The sequence below is a fragment of the Paenibacillus sp. FSL K6-1558 genome (assembly GCF_038002565.1).
In the GTDB taxonomy this organism is placed as follows: domain Bacteria; phylum Bacillota; class Bacilli; order Paenibacillales; family Paenibacillaceae; genus Paenibacillus; species Paenibacillus polysaccharolyticus.
This window is the reverse complement of sequence record NZ_JBBOCV010000001.1, coordinates 2,974,342-2,989,524: the sequence shown is the minus strand read 5'-3', so window position 1 is coordinate 2,989,524 and position 15,183 is coordinate 2,974,342. Positions and strand designations below refer to the sequence as shown.

The 15,183-nt window shown below is 47.0% G+C and carries 12 protein-coding genes; 9 read left to right on the top strand and 3 right to left on the bottom strand.

The genetic code is table 11. The features are described from left to right. Nucleotides 1-119 precede the first annotated feature (119 nt). Entirely contained in the window at nt 120-1,751 is a 1,632-nt protein-coding gene (locus tag MHI38_RS12960) for a PucR family transcriptional regulator (RefSeq protein WP_341181295.1), read from the top strand. A gap of 143 nt (nt 1,752-1,894) precedes the next feature. Here MHI38_RS12960 and MHI38_RS12955 read toward each other — a convergent pair whose 3' ends face one another. Continuing rightward, nucleotides 1,895-2,683: an alpha/beta hydrolase gene (locus tag MHI38_RS12955; protein WP_308722748.1), complete on the bottom strand. Its 789-nt coding sequence runs from the start codon at nt 2,681-2,683 to the stop codon at nt 1,895-1,897. A gap of 304 nt (nt 2,684-2,987) precedes the next feature. On the opposite strand from MHI38_RS12955, the gene MHI38_RS12950 reads away from it, so the two are divergent. The 3 genes from MHI38_RS12950 (at nt 2,988) to MHI38_RS12940 (ending at nt 6,197) form a co-directional block, all read left to right on the top strand. Continuing rightward, complete coding sequence (locus tag MHI38_RS12950; protein ID WP_090922987.1) at nt 2,988-3,611, top strand: YhbD family protein; 624 nt, start codon at nt 2,988-2,990, stop codon at nt 3,609-3,611. A 14-nt stretch (nt 3,612-3,625) separates the two neighbouring features. Next, complete coding sequence (locus MHI38_RS12945; protein ID WP_090922989.1) at nt 3,626-4,453, top strand: polymer-forming cytoskeletal protein; 828 nt, start codon at nt 3,626-3,628, stop codon at nt 4,451-4,453. A 181-nt stretch (nt 4,454-4,634) separates the two neighbouring features. Continuing rightward, nucleotides 4,635-6,197, top strand: coding sequence for an MDR family MFS transporter (locus MHI38_RS12940; RefSeq protein WP_154984792.1), 1,563 nt, complete (start codon nt 4,635-4,637; stop codon nt 6,195-6,197). 491 nt (nt 6,198-6,688) lie between these two features. Here MHI38_RS12940 and MHI38_RS12935 read toward each other — a convergent pair whose 3' ends face one another. Continuing rightward, nucleotides 6,689-8,122: a VanW family protein gene (locus MHI38_RS12935; RefSeq protein ID WP_341181294.1), complete on the bottom strand. Its 1,434-nt coding sequence runs from the start codon at nt 8,120-8,122 to the stop codon at nt 6,689-6,691. A gap of 253 nt (nt 8,123-8,375) precedes the next feature. On the opposite strand from MHI38_RS12935, the gene ftsE reads away from it, so the two are divergent. The 5 genes from ftsE to MHI38_RS12910 all read left to right on the top strand — a co-directional run bounded on the left by ftsE (nt 8,376) and on the right by MHI38_RS12910 (nt 14,438). After that, nucleotides 8,376-9,062 (top strand): cell division ATP-binding protein FtsE, encoded by a 687-nt coding sequence (ftsE, locus tag MHI38_RS12930; RefSeq protein ID WP_090922994.1) that lies wholly within the window; start codon nt 8,376-8,378, stop codon nt 9,060-9,062. Next, nucleotides 9,052-9,969, top strand: a complete 918-nt coding sequence (gene ftsX, locus MHI38_RS12925; protein ID WP_154891286.1) for a permease-like cell division protein FtsX — start codon at nt 9,052-9,054, stop codon at nt 9,967-9,969. The genes ftsE and ftsX overlap by 11 nt, the downstream gene beginning before the upstream one ends. A 163-nt stretch (nt 9,970-10,132) precedes the next feature. Further along, nucleotides 10,133-11,413: a murein hydrolase activator EnvC family protein gene (locus MHI38_RS12920; protein WP_090922998.1), complete on the top strand. Its 1,281-nt coding sequence runs from the start codon at nt 10,133-10,135 to the stop codon at nt 11,411-11,413. A gap of 159 nt (nt 11,414-11,572) precedes the next feature. Further along, nucleotides 11,573-13,045, top strand: a complete 1,473-nt coding sequence (locus MHI38_RS12915) for a S41 family peptidase (protein ID WP_341181293.1) — start codon at nt 11,573-11,575, stop codon at nt 13,043-13,045. 64 nt (nt 13,046-13,109) lie between these two features. Then, complete coding sequence (locus tag MHI38_RS12910; RefSeq protein ID WP_341181292.1) at nt 13,110-14,438, top strand: PDZ domain-containing protein; 1,329 nt, start codon at nt 13,110-13,112, stop codon at nt 14,436-14,438. A 51-nt stretch (nt 14,439-14,489) separates the two neighbouring features. Here MHI38_RS12910 and MHI38_RS12905 read toward each other — a convergent pair whose 3' ends face one another. Then, a complete protein-coding gene (locus MHI38_RS12905; protein ID WP_341181922.1) occupies nt 14,490-15,128 on the bottom strand; it encodes a response regulator transcription factor in 639 nt (212 codons plus the stop codon). Nucleotides 15,129-15,183: the final 55 nt, after the last annotated feature.

Genomic DNA, 15,183 nt, shown 5'->3' with positions numbered 1-15,183 from the left:
TTAATTAACTTGGCATTGCGTTTAATTCATCGTAAAATAAAAAAAATTAAAAAGCATTCACGAAAATGTAGAAGAATAGCTGAATTCGTTGTGCATGTTAACCATAGGGGTGGAGAAGGATGAAAATGAGTGACCTGCTGAAGCTGGGTGTATTCAACGGCACAATCGTGGTAGGGGGAAGCGGTGGTTTGAATCGGGAGGTTCATACCGTCAATATGATGGATGCTCCTGATATTATTCCGTACTTGAAAAGAAATGAGTTACTGATTACGACGGCTTTTCACTTCAAGGATGACCTGCCGGCTCTGCTTGAACTGATTCGTGAGATGGGGCAACAGGAATGTGCAGGACTGGGTATCAAAAGCAAAAGATTTCTCGGCAACATTCCTGAATCCGCAGTTCAGCTGGCAAACGAGTTGGAACTGCCTCTGGTGGAACTGCCTGTTGATCCTTCGCTAGGTGATATTGTCAACAAATCGCTGAGCCATATCCTCGATGTACGAACAACGGAGTTGCATAACGCCATACAGACCCATCGTCAGTTCACCCAACAAATTATGAGCGGTCAAGGTATACCTAAGCTGCTTGATCAATTATCTGCTTTGCTGCGATTTCCTGTATATTTGCTCGGGCCGTATCTGCAGCCAATCTTCGGCCGAGTTCCTGCTAAAACGGTTGTACAACTGGAGATGTTATTATCTGGCGGTGGTCAAATTCATGTAGCGCCTTCCGTGTTCTCGGCATTTTCCTTGTTAGGTGAGGAACGTGAAACGTTAACATTATTTCCCGTATTCACCCATAGACAAGTTCATTTCCTGTGTATTACCGGCTTCATATCACCTGCTGAACGTTCAAGCATTCTGACCATTGAACAGGCAACGAACGTGATTGCGTTTGAATTAATGAAGGATAATGCATTGAAGCAGAATCGGCGCCGGATCCAGAATGAGTTTTTTACTAACTTTATTGGAGGGGTCTTCTCGAGCAACGAGGAGATTGCAAACCGGGCAAGGGAGTTCGGACTGTCCAGCGATCAACGATACCTTTGTGTGGTCGGCAAGCTGAATAGCAAGGATCGAGCGACGTCATTCATGCAATATAAGGCAGAACAGGATCAGATTGCTGAACATCTTCAAGGGGAGTTAGCACACTTCCGCCATCCTATATATTTGTTCACCCATGACCGATCCTATGTGCTACTCATGCCGCTGGTTGAAGAGTGGGAGATGGTCAAACCTTCCTTTATCGAATTACTGGAACGTCTGCAACGTAAAATTGCCATGTATTACGAATCGGAGCTGTCATTTGGTCTTAGCAGTTATGCCCAGCCACTTAGCCAGATTCCTTTATCTTTTAAAGAGGCGAATGAAGCTCTCTATTTCGGGAGTATATCGGGAAAAATACGCTTTATCGAAATGTATCAGCCGAAGGAAGTATCTGAAATTTTGCGTTTGATCCCCCATGATCATCTGAGAAAATTTTATGTGGATACGATGCAAGGATTCGAAGATGAGACACTTAAGGATCACCATATGTTGCTTCATACATTGTCTGTATATCTGGAAACGCATTGTCATCTTGCCGAGACGGCAAAGCGGCTTTATATTCACCGGAATACTGTAATTTATCGACTGGAAAAATGCGAAGAGATTATCGGTCGTAGCCTGAAAGACCCGGAGGAGACATTGCGTCTTCGGATGGCCTTTCGGATCAAAGCGTTGCTACCAGAAGAAGGAAAAGCGGCGTATTGATAGAGTGACCTAATATGATTACAAGCAGGCTGAGATAAACTGTACCCCCAGGTTAGTTATAGTAACCGAGGAGGCACAGTCCACTTTAAGCCTGCTTTTTTAGTTGGCAATTAATACAGAGAGGGAGGCCTCTCTTATGTGCCTCAGTCTCTTTTAGACAGCGGTAACCACTTCAACACATTCTGAATTTTCACGTCCCAGTAACCCCATTCATGTTCCCCGGGTTCTTCCTCATAAGTTAACTTGAAGTCTGTCTCGGCGCAGGCTTTACGGAATGTCTGATTATCTTCATACAGAAAATCCTCTGTACCACAGCATTGATAGAGGAGTGGCCGTGGAGCCGGGTTATGTTTACTCTCCTGGAGCAAATGGATTAAATCGTTCTCTGAGCCTGCAAATTGAGGCCCGAAGATACGTAACAGTTCGGCCTGCCGTAAAGCGGATGGGGCGTCGTTGCTCAAATGAGCGGCCATGTCAAGAGCACCCGAAAGACTTGCCGCCGCAGCGTATTGATCCGGTTTTCGCAGAGCCAGCTTGAAGGCACCGTATCCGCCCATGGATAGGCCGGCAACGAAATTATCTTCGCGTTTCGGTGACAGCGGGAAGAAGGAGCGCGCGAGTTTAGGCAATTCCTCACTAATGAATGTCCAGTATTGTCCTCCCTCTGCCATGTCCGTGTAGAAACTGCGATGAACCTGAGGCATAACGACCGCAATTCCGAGTGAAGCGACATAACGTTCAATCGAAGTGCGGCGTAGCCAGATGGAATCGTCATCGGACATCCCGTGAAGCAAATACAGGGTTGGGTGCAGACCAGAACCAGTGACGTTTTCCATTCCGATCTGATTGTGGGTCTGCTGTGGCAGAATCACATGCATGCTTGTACTTAATCCGAGGGCATCTGAGTAGAAATCACATTTAATGAGTGCCATACCAAAAAGTAACCCCTTTCATAAATGGAAGTCGAATAAGGATGTTATTATGCCATGGAAAAGGTGAGAAAACTGAAATATATCAGCTTATATTCAAGGTTATACCCAAAATAAAGTAAACGCAATGATAGGTTATAAAACGTATTCGATATCTGCGTAAATAATCTTTGTATAATCAACTTTCTGAACAAAACAAAGAAATAAATAAACAAAGAATAGATTATTTCATCACATATGATCCTCGTATCTTTACAACGTAACAATGTTTTGTTACACTAACTTTAATGAAAAGGGGGTCCTGAAATTGACGGATGATTTGATCTCCAAAAAAGAGCTACTTGACCTGACAGGCATTTCATACGGTCAATTATATCGTTGGAAACGAAAAAACCTGATTCCTGAGGAGTGGTTTATTCGAAAGTCTTCTTTTACGGGACAGGAAACATTTTTTCCTAAACAGCAGATTTTACAGCGGATCGACAAGATTGTTCATATGAAAGACGGGTTGTCGCTGGATGAACTGGCAGATGTGTTCTCGCCAACACTTGGTGAGGTGGAGATGTCAGACCAACAACTGCTGGATCGAAACATTGTTTCACTAGCTTCGCTTGATCTGTTAAACGAGGCTGGTCGCCAGCAGTCATTATATGGTCTCGAACAGATTATGATGCTTTATGTGCTTGAAAAGCTGCTTCTCAGCGGGGATATCACTCAGCAGGAGGGGTTACTCCTGATTGATGTAATGTCTGAACACTATTACCGGTTCCGTGACCGTGCTAGTGAATTGCTGCTTATTCGCAAGATGGGCGTACCTGCCTTTATGGTGGTGAACTCGGGAGCTGAACTTTATTTTGATCAAGGGGTAAAAGTGGTACTTCGCATTCCGCTTGCAACGTTCATGGAAGAATTGAAACTTAAATTGGGCTGAGGGGGATTTTACGAATGGAAGAACGTCACTTAAGAAATGATTTGAATGTCACAGGCTCTCGCAAAACAACAGGCGGTTCTTATCACCGAGTGAATATTGACGGTATGGCTAAACTGGATGGTGATCTGGATTGTTCCTCCCTAAGCGTTAACGGCACGCTGAAAATCTACGGTTCCCTCGTCTCCGAGAGCACAACGATCAACGGAATGGCCAAAGTGGAGGGAGAACTGCGGACCCAATCTCTAGATGTCAATGGAACATTGGGAGTTCATGGTGCGGCGCGTGCCGAGAGTACGATGGTTAATGGAATGTGTACCATTAATGGTCCACTGGTCAGCAATCGGGTACGTGTGGATGGCATGACCACGATTAATGGAGACTTATCTACGCCTGAGTTTACTGTGAACGGAAAGTGTAATGTGCGCGGTAGAGTGGACAGTGAGCGTATTGATATCGGTGGTATGGCGACGATTGATGGAGATGTGCAGGGTGAAGTGATCAACGTTCAGGGCAATATTAAGGTCGGCGGACTTCTTAATGCAGACAGTGTGGAGATTCGTTTATACACGTCCTCTTCAGCAAGAGAAGTAGGCGGTGAGCGTATCGATATTCGGCGCAAGGAACGCAGCGGATTATGGAAAGCGCTCGGATTGGGCGGTGCACCATCCTTCAGGGCTCAACTGATCGAAGGTGATGAGATTGTACTGGAAGATACCGAAGCGGATACGGTTCGAGGGAGTCGAGTCCATATTGGGCGCGGCTGTAATATCCGGTTTGTGGAGTACTCTGGCGAACTATCCGTTGATCCGGAAGCGAAGGTGGGCAACAGCGAGCGAATTTAGCCAAGAGGCAAGATGCAAGAGACGGCTCGTATAATCTTATAAAAGTAGAACTTATGGTTATCCCCCAAGGTAGAAGGTTTTGCCATAAAGCAATCGGTCCTTGGACTGATTGCTTGTTACTTCTTTTCGGATATACTAATGCAGTCATATGAATAGAACGGGAATGGAGAGATTAACAACAATGGCTGCGCGTAACAATAAAATTGGATTTGTGCTGGCAGGTTTGCTGCTCAGCATCTTAATGGCCTCTATGGATAATACCATTGTGGCTACGGCCATGGGGGATATTGTGGGTAAGCTCGGCGGGCTCGACAAGTTCGTCTGGGTAACTTCTGCCTACATGGTGGCTGAGATGGCAGGTATGCCGATTTTCGGTAAACTGTCGGATATGTATGGACGTAAAAAGTTTTTTGTCTTCGGGATCATCGTATTTATGCTTGGCTCCGCTTTGTGTGGAACTGCGACATCCATCGTGGAACTGACGATGTACAGAGCAATTCAAGGGATTGGTGCAGGAGCACTGGTGCCGATTGCGTTCACGATTATGTTCGACGTCGTTGCGCCTGAATCACGGGGGAAGCTGGGTGGTCTGTTTGGGGCAGTGTTCGGTCTTTCGAGTGTATTCGGGCCGCTGCTAGGTGCGTACATTACAGAGTATGCCACATGGGAATGGGTGTTTTACATCAATCTGCCGCTCGGTTTGATTGCATTTCTGTTTATCGCATTTTTCTATAAGGAATCTCACCAGCATCAGTCACAGCAGATTGACTGGCTGGGTGCTGTTACACTGATTGGTGCCGTGGTCTGCCTGATCTTTGCGCTGGAGCTGGGTGGCAAGACGTTTGCTTGGGACTCTGCACAGATCTTGGGGCTGTTTGCCGGCTTTATCGTGCTGGCATTGATCTTCTTGTATGCAGAAACGAAGGCCAAAGAGCCGATTATTTCATTCGGTATGTTCCGCAAGCGGGTGTACTGGTCAAGCAATGTTATTGCCATGTTCAGTGGTGCTGCGTTCATCACGGCATCGGTATATATCCCGATTTTCATCCAGGGCGTACTCGGTGGTAAAGCAACCAACTCGGGTCTTGTCCTTCTGCCTATGATGCTGGGTTCCGTCGTGACGGCTTCTATGGGCGGTGTGCTCATGACCAAAACGAAATACCGCAATATTATGATTCCAACGCTGGCATTGCTTGTAGTGGGTCTGGGGTTGCTCACGACATTGGATGAAGGTTCATCCCTATGGACAATTCGGGTATACATGGTCATGATTGGCCTTGGTGTCGGTGCATCCTTCTCCGTACTTAGTAATGCAGCTATGAATGCCTTCGAACCGCAAAGACGCGGTGCCGCCAGTTCAACGCTGAACTTTCTGCGTTCCTTGGGCATGACGATGGGCATCACGATCTTTGGCATTGTACAGAGTCAAGTGTTTACGCGCAAAATGACAGACAACATGGCTGGTGCCGCTGGAGAAGCTGGTGCAACGACTGGGGCGCCTGCAGGTGGTCTGCCTGCCGGGATGGATCTGACCGATCCGCATGCACTGTTATCACCAGAGCTGCGTCAAGGGATTCCCCCACAGGTGCTGGAGTCCATCACACATGCGTTATCCTCTTCCATTGTACAGCTGTTTGCCTGGGCGGTTATTCCGGCAGCCCTTGCACTGATCGCTTCCTTCTTCATGGGGAAAGAGAAAATGGTTGTAGGAGAAGAGCAACACGAGTATACAGGTGGGCACTAAAGCAGAGGAGAACGAAGTTAAGCCATCACCGACCGTGTATTTGAAGCATAGATCCGGTGAGTCTTGAGTTATAACGTTTTGCAAGCTTTAAGCTAAGGAAACAAAAGGTTATGCAATAAACGGATTTTACAAATCCGTAAATCTAGTGCACCTGTCTCATATCCCGTACAAGGGTATGAGACAGGTGCATTTTTACTTCTTAAGGATCATTCGTTAGTTGTTTTTAAGGCTTACATTTGCCTACTTCAATATATAGGTTGAACTTTCATTTACACCATAACGGAGAGGACAGAAAAAACCTGAAGAAGCGAAGCTAAAAGCTTTCTGCAAGAAAGCTACATCGGAAGCATAAGCTTCGCCTTTATCCCCGGATTTTCCCCTTTGGAAAAGGGAATCCAAAAAATCCGGGGATAACAGCGATCGGAAGGTTATTCTGTCAGCGAAGTGTCCAGTGTAAAGCTTCCCCGTTTAACTTATATTTCCACCTGAATTTAAGGCTGATTCCCCTCACGAATGCCATCCTCCACCACGGAAGGTTGCTGTGGATCAGGCATGCTAATATGACCTGAGCGGGCAATCAGACGGCTCTGTGCTTTGTAGGTATCGCGTGAGATTGTTTTGGTTTCAACGACTTTGCCATCAACTCGCTTCGTGCGTACCGTCTCAACGATGTACCCGGGCTGTCCATTCTGAAGCACTTGCTGGGCACCGTCAGGTAGCACGTTACTGGATACATACTTTACAGGTACACTGAGCGTTTCAATCGTACGAGACTCCAGCGCATAACTGACGTTCTCGGGGAATGTGCCGAAAAACTTCACCACCATGCGCCCGCCTTGCACCTTGGCATGGATCAACAGGGATTTCTCGGTGCTGTTTCGAAAACGAAAGTTAATGGCGCCCGAGGCAAAGGTGGCATCTAACCCTTTCGGTATATATTTAACGGGCAACGAGTGATTACGCCGTTCCACGATATCCAGCCCCGTCAGCAGAGCGGCATTATATACGGTGCTGGATACCTGACAGATTCCTCCGCCAATTCCGGGCATCAGCCTGCCATTCACGATGACCGGTGCTTCCCGAAAACCATATTCCTTCTCCGCTTTGCGAATCACCTTTTCATAGTCGAACACACCTCCAGGCGGCAAAATCATCCCGTTGATGGCCTGAGCCGCCGCGCTGACGTTATGTATCCGACCTTGACTGCTGTTTCCCAGCCCTGTGGAAAATTGAATGATTTTTCGCTCGATGCCTTCCTGCTTTAGTGAATCGATCGTTACCTCTGGCTTCAAGGTGTATAGAGGTAAAAGAATGCGGATGGGTTCTGGTTTTACTCCATCCATCACATCGCTCAGCTCCCTGTGCAACTTGGTCTGCATGAGGGTGCTAAGTGTTTTCCAATCAATCCGGCGCACGCTTTTCTCCGGAATGTACTGCACTTGATCATTTGCGGTGATGCGGCGGACGGCTTCGGTCGGCGTACCGAAGGTTTCTTTTTCCCAGGCAGGGCTAAGCAATTGTTGAAAGGTTTGTTCATTGTAGTTCATATCCAAAGAGAAGGTCTGGGGAAATTGATACCGTGCATACGCGCGTTCCCACAGGTTCCCCTCATCCAGCTGTTGTACTGCGGCCTTGAAGCTGTCTGCACTGTAACTCACTCCTAGTTCGGCGGCAGTATGTGACATCGTTATCGGGTTTGGTTCAGCCACTTCCAGTGTGACAGGCCAGTCCTGTAATTGTTGAATGCGAGTGTGCAGTTCTGCCAGTACCTCTTTGCGATGTTTGCCATCGATGGCCCAGCCGCTAATCTGTACCCCTTTGGGCAAAGTAGGCTGGTTTACGTACATATAGAGCAATCCATAGGACGCGGAGCCGATCAAGAGCAGGGAGAACAGGGCGATGACCGTTACATGTATTTTTTTCATAACCAAACGCTCCTTTTGGCTTCTGTTGTTCCGGAATTCGTAACACTCTCTATCTATATGATCCAAGGGTGGAAAACTTTCGGGTACTCAATAGGTAACAAATTTGTTACAATAAACTTCATATGAATCCATGCTTCACCAGCAAAAGAGGGACAGGATGGATTTTTCCTGATGAATTTCAGGCCTTTTTAAAGGAAATGCCGGGATTGTGTCGAAATCATAATGGCTAACTATGTGAGCAGGAAGTGATGATGTGATAGAAATGCAGGACGTGTGGAAGACCTACGCCAATGGTACCCACGCATTACAAGGGGTGTCGGTGAAGATCGACCGCAATGAATTTGTCTATATCGTTGGTCCATCCGGTGCAGGCAAATCGACATTCATGAAATTGATGTACAGAGAAGAAGTGCCAACCAAAGGGCAAATATCCATTAACGGATTTAATATTGGCAAGTTGAAACCACGAAAAATTCCTTATGTGCGCCGTAATATCGGTGTTGTATTTCAGGATTTCCGCCTGTTACCGAAGATGACAGCATATGAGAACGTGGCATTTGCGATGGAAGTTATTGAAGCGCCGAAGCGTCACATCAAGAAAAGGGTTATGGAAGTGCTCGATCTGGTGGGATTACGCAACAAGGCCAACCGCGAACCTTCACAACTCTCCGGCGGGGAACAGCAACGGATTGCGATCGCACGGGCGATTGTGAACAATCCTTCCGTCATTATTGCGGACGAGCCTACAGGGAATCTGGACCCGGAGACGTCATGGGGCATTATGCAACTGCTGGACGAGATCAATTTCCGGGGCACAACGATTGTAATGGCAACACACAACAAAGATATTGTTAATACGATGCGTAAACGGGTTATCGCCATTGAACGCGGACAGATTGTACGGGATCAGATGAGAGGGGAATACGGTTATGAATTTTAGTACTCTCTTGCGACATCTGCGGGAGGGCTTCAAGAACGTATTCCGCAATGGCTGGATGTCAGTGGCCTCCGTCATGTCGATTATCGTCTCTCTGTTTATTCTTGGCGTGTTTATGTTGCTTGTGCTTAACGTGAACTCTATGGCCAATCAGGTAGACAGCCAGGTAGAGATCAGTACCTTTCTGGAGCTGAATGTGGACGAGAACCTGCGCAATGTCATTGGTCAGGAGATCAGTGCCATGCCTGAAGTCAGCGAGATTCGAATTGTTCCGAAGGATGAAGGATTAAAAGAATTCCGTGATCGTTTAGGCGAAAATGCGGATAATGTTCTCGGTGGTTTTGATGTAGATAACAATCCATTGCCGGATACGATTGAAGTTAAAGTAATTGAACCGGAAACGGTCAATTTTGTCGCGCAGAAGATTGAAGCATTGAACGAGAAATATGCCGAGAAGCCGATCATGAAAGTGAACTACGGCAAGGAAACGGTAGATGTGTTATTCAAATTTACGAAGCTTGTTCGTAATATCGGATTTATTTTTGTCGGGGGACTGGGCCTGATGTCGATGTTCCTGATCTCGAATACGATTCGCGTAACGATTCTGGCGCGCCGCCGGGAGATTGGCATTATGAAACTAGTGGGTGCAACCAACACTTTTATCCGCTGGCCTTTCTTTATTGAAGGGGCGTTAATTGGACTAATCGGTTCCGTTATCACGGTCGCGGTTCTGTTCTTCGGATACAGTCAACTGATGTCAACGATTGGTCAGGATGTCTTCATGCAGATGCTGAATCTAATTCCACTCAGCGAAATCTGGCCACTGATGGGAACGTTACTGATTGGGCTTGGTGTGCTCGTGGGTATTTTGGGCAGTACACTGTCCATTCGCAAGTCGCTCAAAGTGTAGAAAATGTCGAGAAGAATGCCAAAACAGGTTCATTATTGAATGCTGTTTGACGATATGTAGAAAAGACGCAACTGTTGTTTTGATGAAAGAAAGCAAAGAACATGCTGTTCACCACCTGTGCAGGTTGCTTTCTTGTGAATTCATAGGATGGGGGATCATCATTTTGAAAAAAACCGCTTCGCTGCTGGCCTTTATGTTACTGGCCGGTATGACGTTTCAACCTTCTGACGGATATGCCAAGAATAGCATCAGCGATATTGATCAACAGATTCAGCAACTGGAGAGCAAGGCGGCTTCCGCCAAGCAGGAGCAAAAAAAGGCTGCGGCCAATAAACAGGAAGCGCAACATTACAAGAACAAAACCAATGCTTACCTGAAGGTTGTCTTGGAACAGATCAATGTCGTTAGTGATGAGCTGGCCAGTGTATCGTTGCAGATTGAAAATACGGAGGAAGATCTTCGTACAACGAAAAAAGATCTGCAAGCAGCAGAAGACCGGATCGTCGCAAGAGAAAAACTGCTAGAGTCACGTGTACGCCTGATGTATACGGATGGGGCAGTATCCTACCTTGATGTCCTTTTATCTTCCACCAGCTTTACCGATTTTCTGACCCGTGCGGACTCGCTTAAAACGATTGTGGATCAGGATCAGCATCTCTTGGATGAACATAAAAAGGACAAGCAACTTGTGGTAGAGAAAAAGGCAGATTTGGACCGACAATATGCGGAGGCCAAAAGCCTTTATTCACAGAAGAAACAGCGCAAGTCGCAGCTGAACGATAAAGAGAAAGAAAAGCAGGTGCTCCTGGCTTCATATGATGCTAAAATTGAACAATCCGAAGAGTTGACGGCTGAGCAGGAAGCTGTGTTGATGCAGATTGCTGGCAAACGCTCAGCTCTGTTACAGGAGAAAAATAAATTGCGTGAGCAACAGGCCGCAGCTGCAGCCAAAGCTCGGGCCCAAGCTGCGGCACGTGCCAAAGCAGCAGCCAAGGCGCCAACACGTGTAAGTTCAAGCGGCAACAGTGAGGTAACTTATTCGTCAGGTAGCGGTATTTTTGCAAGACCGGTGTCTGGTGGACGCATTTCTTCACCGTTCGGTCCGCGAATTCACCCGATTACAGGGGAAGTAGGCAAACTGCATGCAGGTGTCGATTTTGCCGTTCCAGTAGGCACATCCGTTCATGCGGCTTCCGGCGGGATTGTCATTATGGCTGAATGGTATAGTGGCTATGGCTACACGGTTATTATTGATCATGGCGGAGGTCTGTGGTCATTGTACGGCCATTTGCGTGAAGGTGGATTCAAGGTCAGCAAGGGAGATACGGTAAATAAAGGCGATACGATTGCCGAGTCTGGCAATACAGGGAACTCAACTGGGCCTCACTTGCACTTTGAAGTGCGTGATAACGGAACAGCTGTGAATCCGATGAACTATTTGTAGATTGTCTGATTTAATGCGTTGCAACTTATATAGTTTAAACTTCGAATGGAAAAATCATAATCCGTACAAGCTAGACATATACTAAGCTGGCATGTTCAGGGAATGATTCGGGGCAGTTCGAATCGGATGCGCTTCAATACTAAAGGCGGTGACATACGGATGATGAAAAAAAGATCGGCGCTGCTGTTCGTTATTTTGGGACTGCTTGGCGGGAGTCTGTTAACCATCGTGTTAATGACTTACCCGGGTATTACAAGCCAAGTAAAACCCGGCGAAGGACTGTTGGCAAGTGTAACCGGCAGCTCGCAGCAGAAAAACGATTTAAAGAAGATTGAAACCGCAATGGATTTGATCTCCAGTAACTATTATAAAGATGTCGACCGTACCAAGTTGATTGATGGTGCGATTAACGGCATGATGGAATCTCTCGGTGATCCCTACTCCAACTATATGGGACAGGAAACAGCTGCCCAGTTTGAAGAGTCCATCGAAGGTTCATTTACCGGTATTGGTGCAGAGGTTTCTTCGCAAGACGGTAATGTCGTTGTCGTTTCCCCAATCAAAGGTTCGCCTGCTGAAAAAGCAGGTATCCGTGCGAAAGACATCATTATGTCCGTTAACGGCGAATCGCTTCAAGGACTTGAGCTCAACAAAGCGGTTAACAAGATTAGAGGTCCAAAGGGTAGCGAAGCCAAAGTACAGGTGAAACGTGCGGGATCGACAGAGCCGATTGAATTCATGATTGTTCGTGATGATATTGATCTGGAAACCGTTTATGCGCATATGGAAGATGGCGGTATTGGTGTCATCAACATTACGCAGTTCTCGCTGAATACAGGTGAACGCTTCAAGGAAGAACTCGCGAAGCTGGAGAAGCAAAATATGAAAGGCCTGATTATCGATGTACGGAATGACCCGGGCGGTGTACTACAAGTCGTTATCGATATAGCAGAACAGTTTGTACCGAAAGGTAAAGTCATCGTTCAGGTTGAAGATAAAAATGGCAAGAAGGAACAAAGTAAATCGAATGGATCAGCCAAACCTTATCCTATTACCGTCTTGATGAACAAAGGTAGCGCGAGTGCTTCCGAAATCTTGGCAGGAGCTTTGCAACAATCTGCTGGTGCTACACTCGTAGGTGAAAATTCATTTGGTAAAGGAACGGTGCAGACCAGCTACGATAAACAGATGGGCGACGGTAGCCTGCTGAAGATTACGATCGCCAAGTGGTTGACACCAAACGGTACCTGGATTCATGAAAAAGGCATCAAACCGGATATTGCAGTGAACCAGCCAGACTATTTCTCGGTTGCGCCGATTAATAAAGAGAAGTTGCCACTGAAATATGACAGCAATAGCATGGATGTGAAGAGTGCGCAGACGATGCTGAGAGGACTTGACTTCAAGCCGGATCGTGTGGACGGATACTACGACCAGAAGACCGAAGAAGCCGTCAAGGCGTTCCAGAAGAAAAAAGGCATTCAGGTTACTGGCCAAATCGATGAGAAAACGGCAGAGTCTCTGGAAGCATCTCTGATTGAACGTATTGCCAATCCTCAATATGATGCACAGCTGAAACGCGCGATCGAAAATGTCTCAAAGGATATTTCGTCCGCTGTGTCGAAGCCATAAAGAAGGCTGATTTTCAGCCTTCTTTTTTTCTGAACCGGCTGAAGGAGAGGAGTGAAATGCTACAATGGAATGGGTATGGCCTTGGTTAACTGTATTAGGGGAAGCATTGTTACAGTTGTTGATTCAGCCGTTTTATTATATGGCAGTGATTCTGATTGCTTTAATTTATCATCGTCAGTTGCTCCAGGAACGGAAACTCTTCCATGTACGTATGCAGAGTTCGATCACGCAGGCGATTCGAGCGGTTCTCGGGGGAATTGTCATTGGTGTAATTGTGTCCATGATATCTCTTTTCCTTGGCACTTATCTTACGCTAGGTAGTGTAATCAGCATATGGATTGCAGCATTGGTTTTATCTTTAATTCGTATCCGTTATTTGTGCTTTGCCTATGCAGCGGGGGCACTGGGGATTCTGCAATTTGCTCTGAATGTAGCCTCCAGCTGGCAGCCTGTCGGTATGCTTGGACAGGCTGTGGACACAGTGCGCGCATTGGACATGCCTGTGCTGCTCGTGCTGGCTGCATTGCTGCATTTTGGCGAAGCTATATTGGCACGAATGCAGGGTGTATCTATGGCCTCACCGTTTCTGATGGAAGGTAAACGCGGGAAGTTGGTAGGCGGATATCAGATTCAACTCTTCTGGGCGGTTCCGCTACTAATTCTTGTTCCGACAACCGGAGGTATCACAGAACTGGCGTGGACTCCGCTACTTCATGCAGGTCAGGGCTACACGCTAATGGCACTACCCATCTTGCTGGGATTTAGCGAAAATACACAAAGTATGCTACCTGGGCGTAAACTCCAGGTTTCAGCTAAACGTTTGATGCTGTATAGCTTGGCATTACTTGTATTCAGTCTGCTTGCCGTATGGTGGTCACCATTGACAGTGATTGCAGCCTTGGTAGCTTTTGCCGGACATGAACTCCTGGTGTGGTACAGCGCATTGGAAGAGCAGCAACTTAGTCCTGCATTTGTTCACCCTCAGCATGGACTTAAGGTACTTAGTGTGATTCCAGAGAGTCCTGCAGCAGAGCTCGGAATTGAGGCAGGGGAGACATTGTATAAAGTGAACGGTATACTCGTTCATTCTCCCGAAGAGCTACACCGGGCACTGCGGATGAATCCGGCTTTTTGCAAGCTGGAGGTGCGTAATCATCAAGGAGAGAGCAAGTTTATGCAACGAGCGATTTACGAAGGCGAGCACCACCAGCTTGGTGTGATTATGGCACCGGATAAACATGAAGCATGGGCAGTTCAGCCACGTCCGGTGACGTTGTTTCATGTGGTTACGCTCAAATTATTCACACGCCGGAAAGAGCAACGTGTGGGCGAAGCTCCACTGGCTTTACCACCAGCCCCTGTAGTGAGTGACAAAGGGTCAGTCGAAATGTAATAAAAGGTTCTTCCAAACGCCTTGGCTGGCGTGAGGAAGTACCTTTTTGCTTTATTTTCTCAAAATAAAAATGGCGATTTGGGTGCGATCACGCAAATGCAGCTTACCCAGGATTTCAGTTACATAGTTTTTGACGGTACCCTCGCTGAGAAACAGTTTAGTGGCAATTTCTTTGTTGGATAGTCCTTCTGATATAGCTTCGGCAACGGAAAGCTCCATGCGTGTAAGCCCATGCGTTTCAAGTGGCTCGTTTACCGGAGGAGAAGCTGGCGTTCGAAGCAAACCCGCGAGTTTGCGTGCAATATCCGGGTGGATCAGCATATCCCCGTTATGGACGGTTTTGATGCCCTGCACGATCCGGGCAGGAGGGACGTTTTTGAGTAGATAACCACTCGCTCCGTACTGTATAGCTTGAATGATATATTCATCGTCGTCAAAGGTTGTCAGCATCAGTACCTGGATATCGGGGAAACGGGTTTTGATCAAAAGAGTTCCTTCGACCCCATCACATTCGGGCATACGTATATCCATGAGTACAACATCTGCAGCTGTTCCTGATTCAAGGCAGGCAAGTGCCTCCGTCCCATTGGAAGCCGTACCTGTAATGTGGATACCCGCATCGAGACCGAGCACCACGTTCAGGCTTTCCCGGATGAAGGGATCGTCATCGACAAGGAGGACTTGAATCATTGAAGGTTGCTCGGACAATGTTTTCTGAGTGCTATTGTTCGGTTCTGGCATGAGC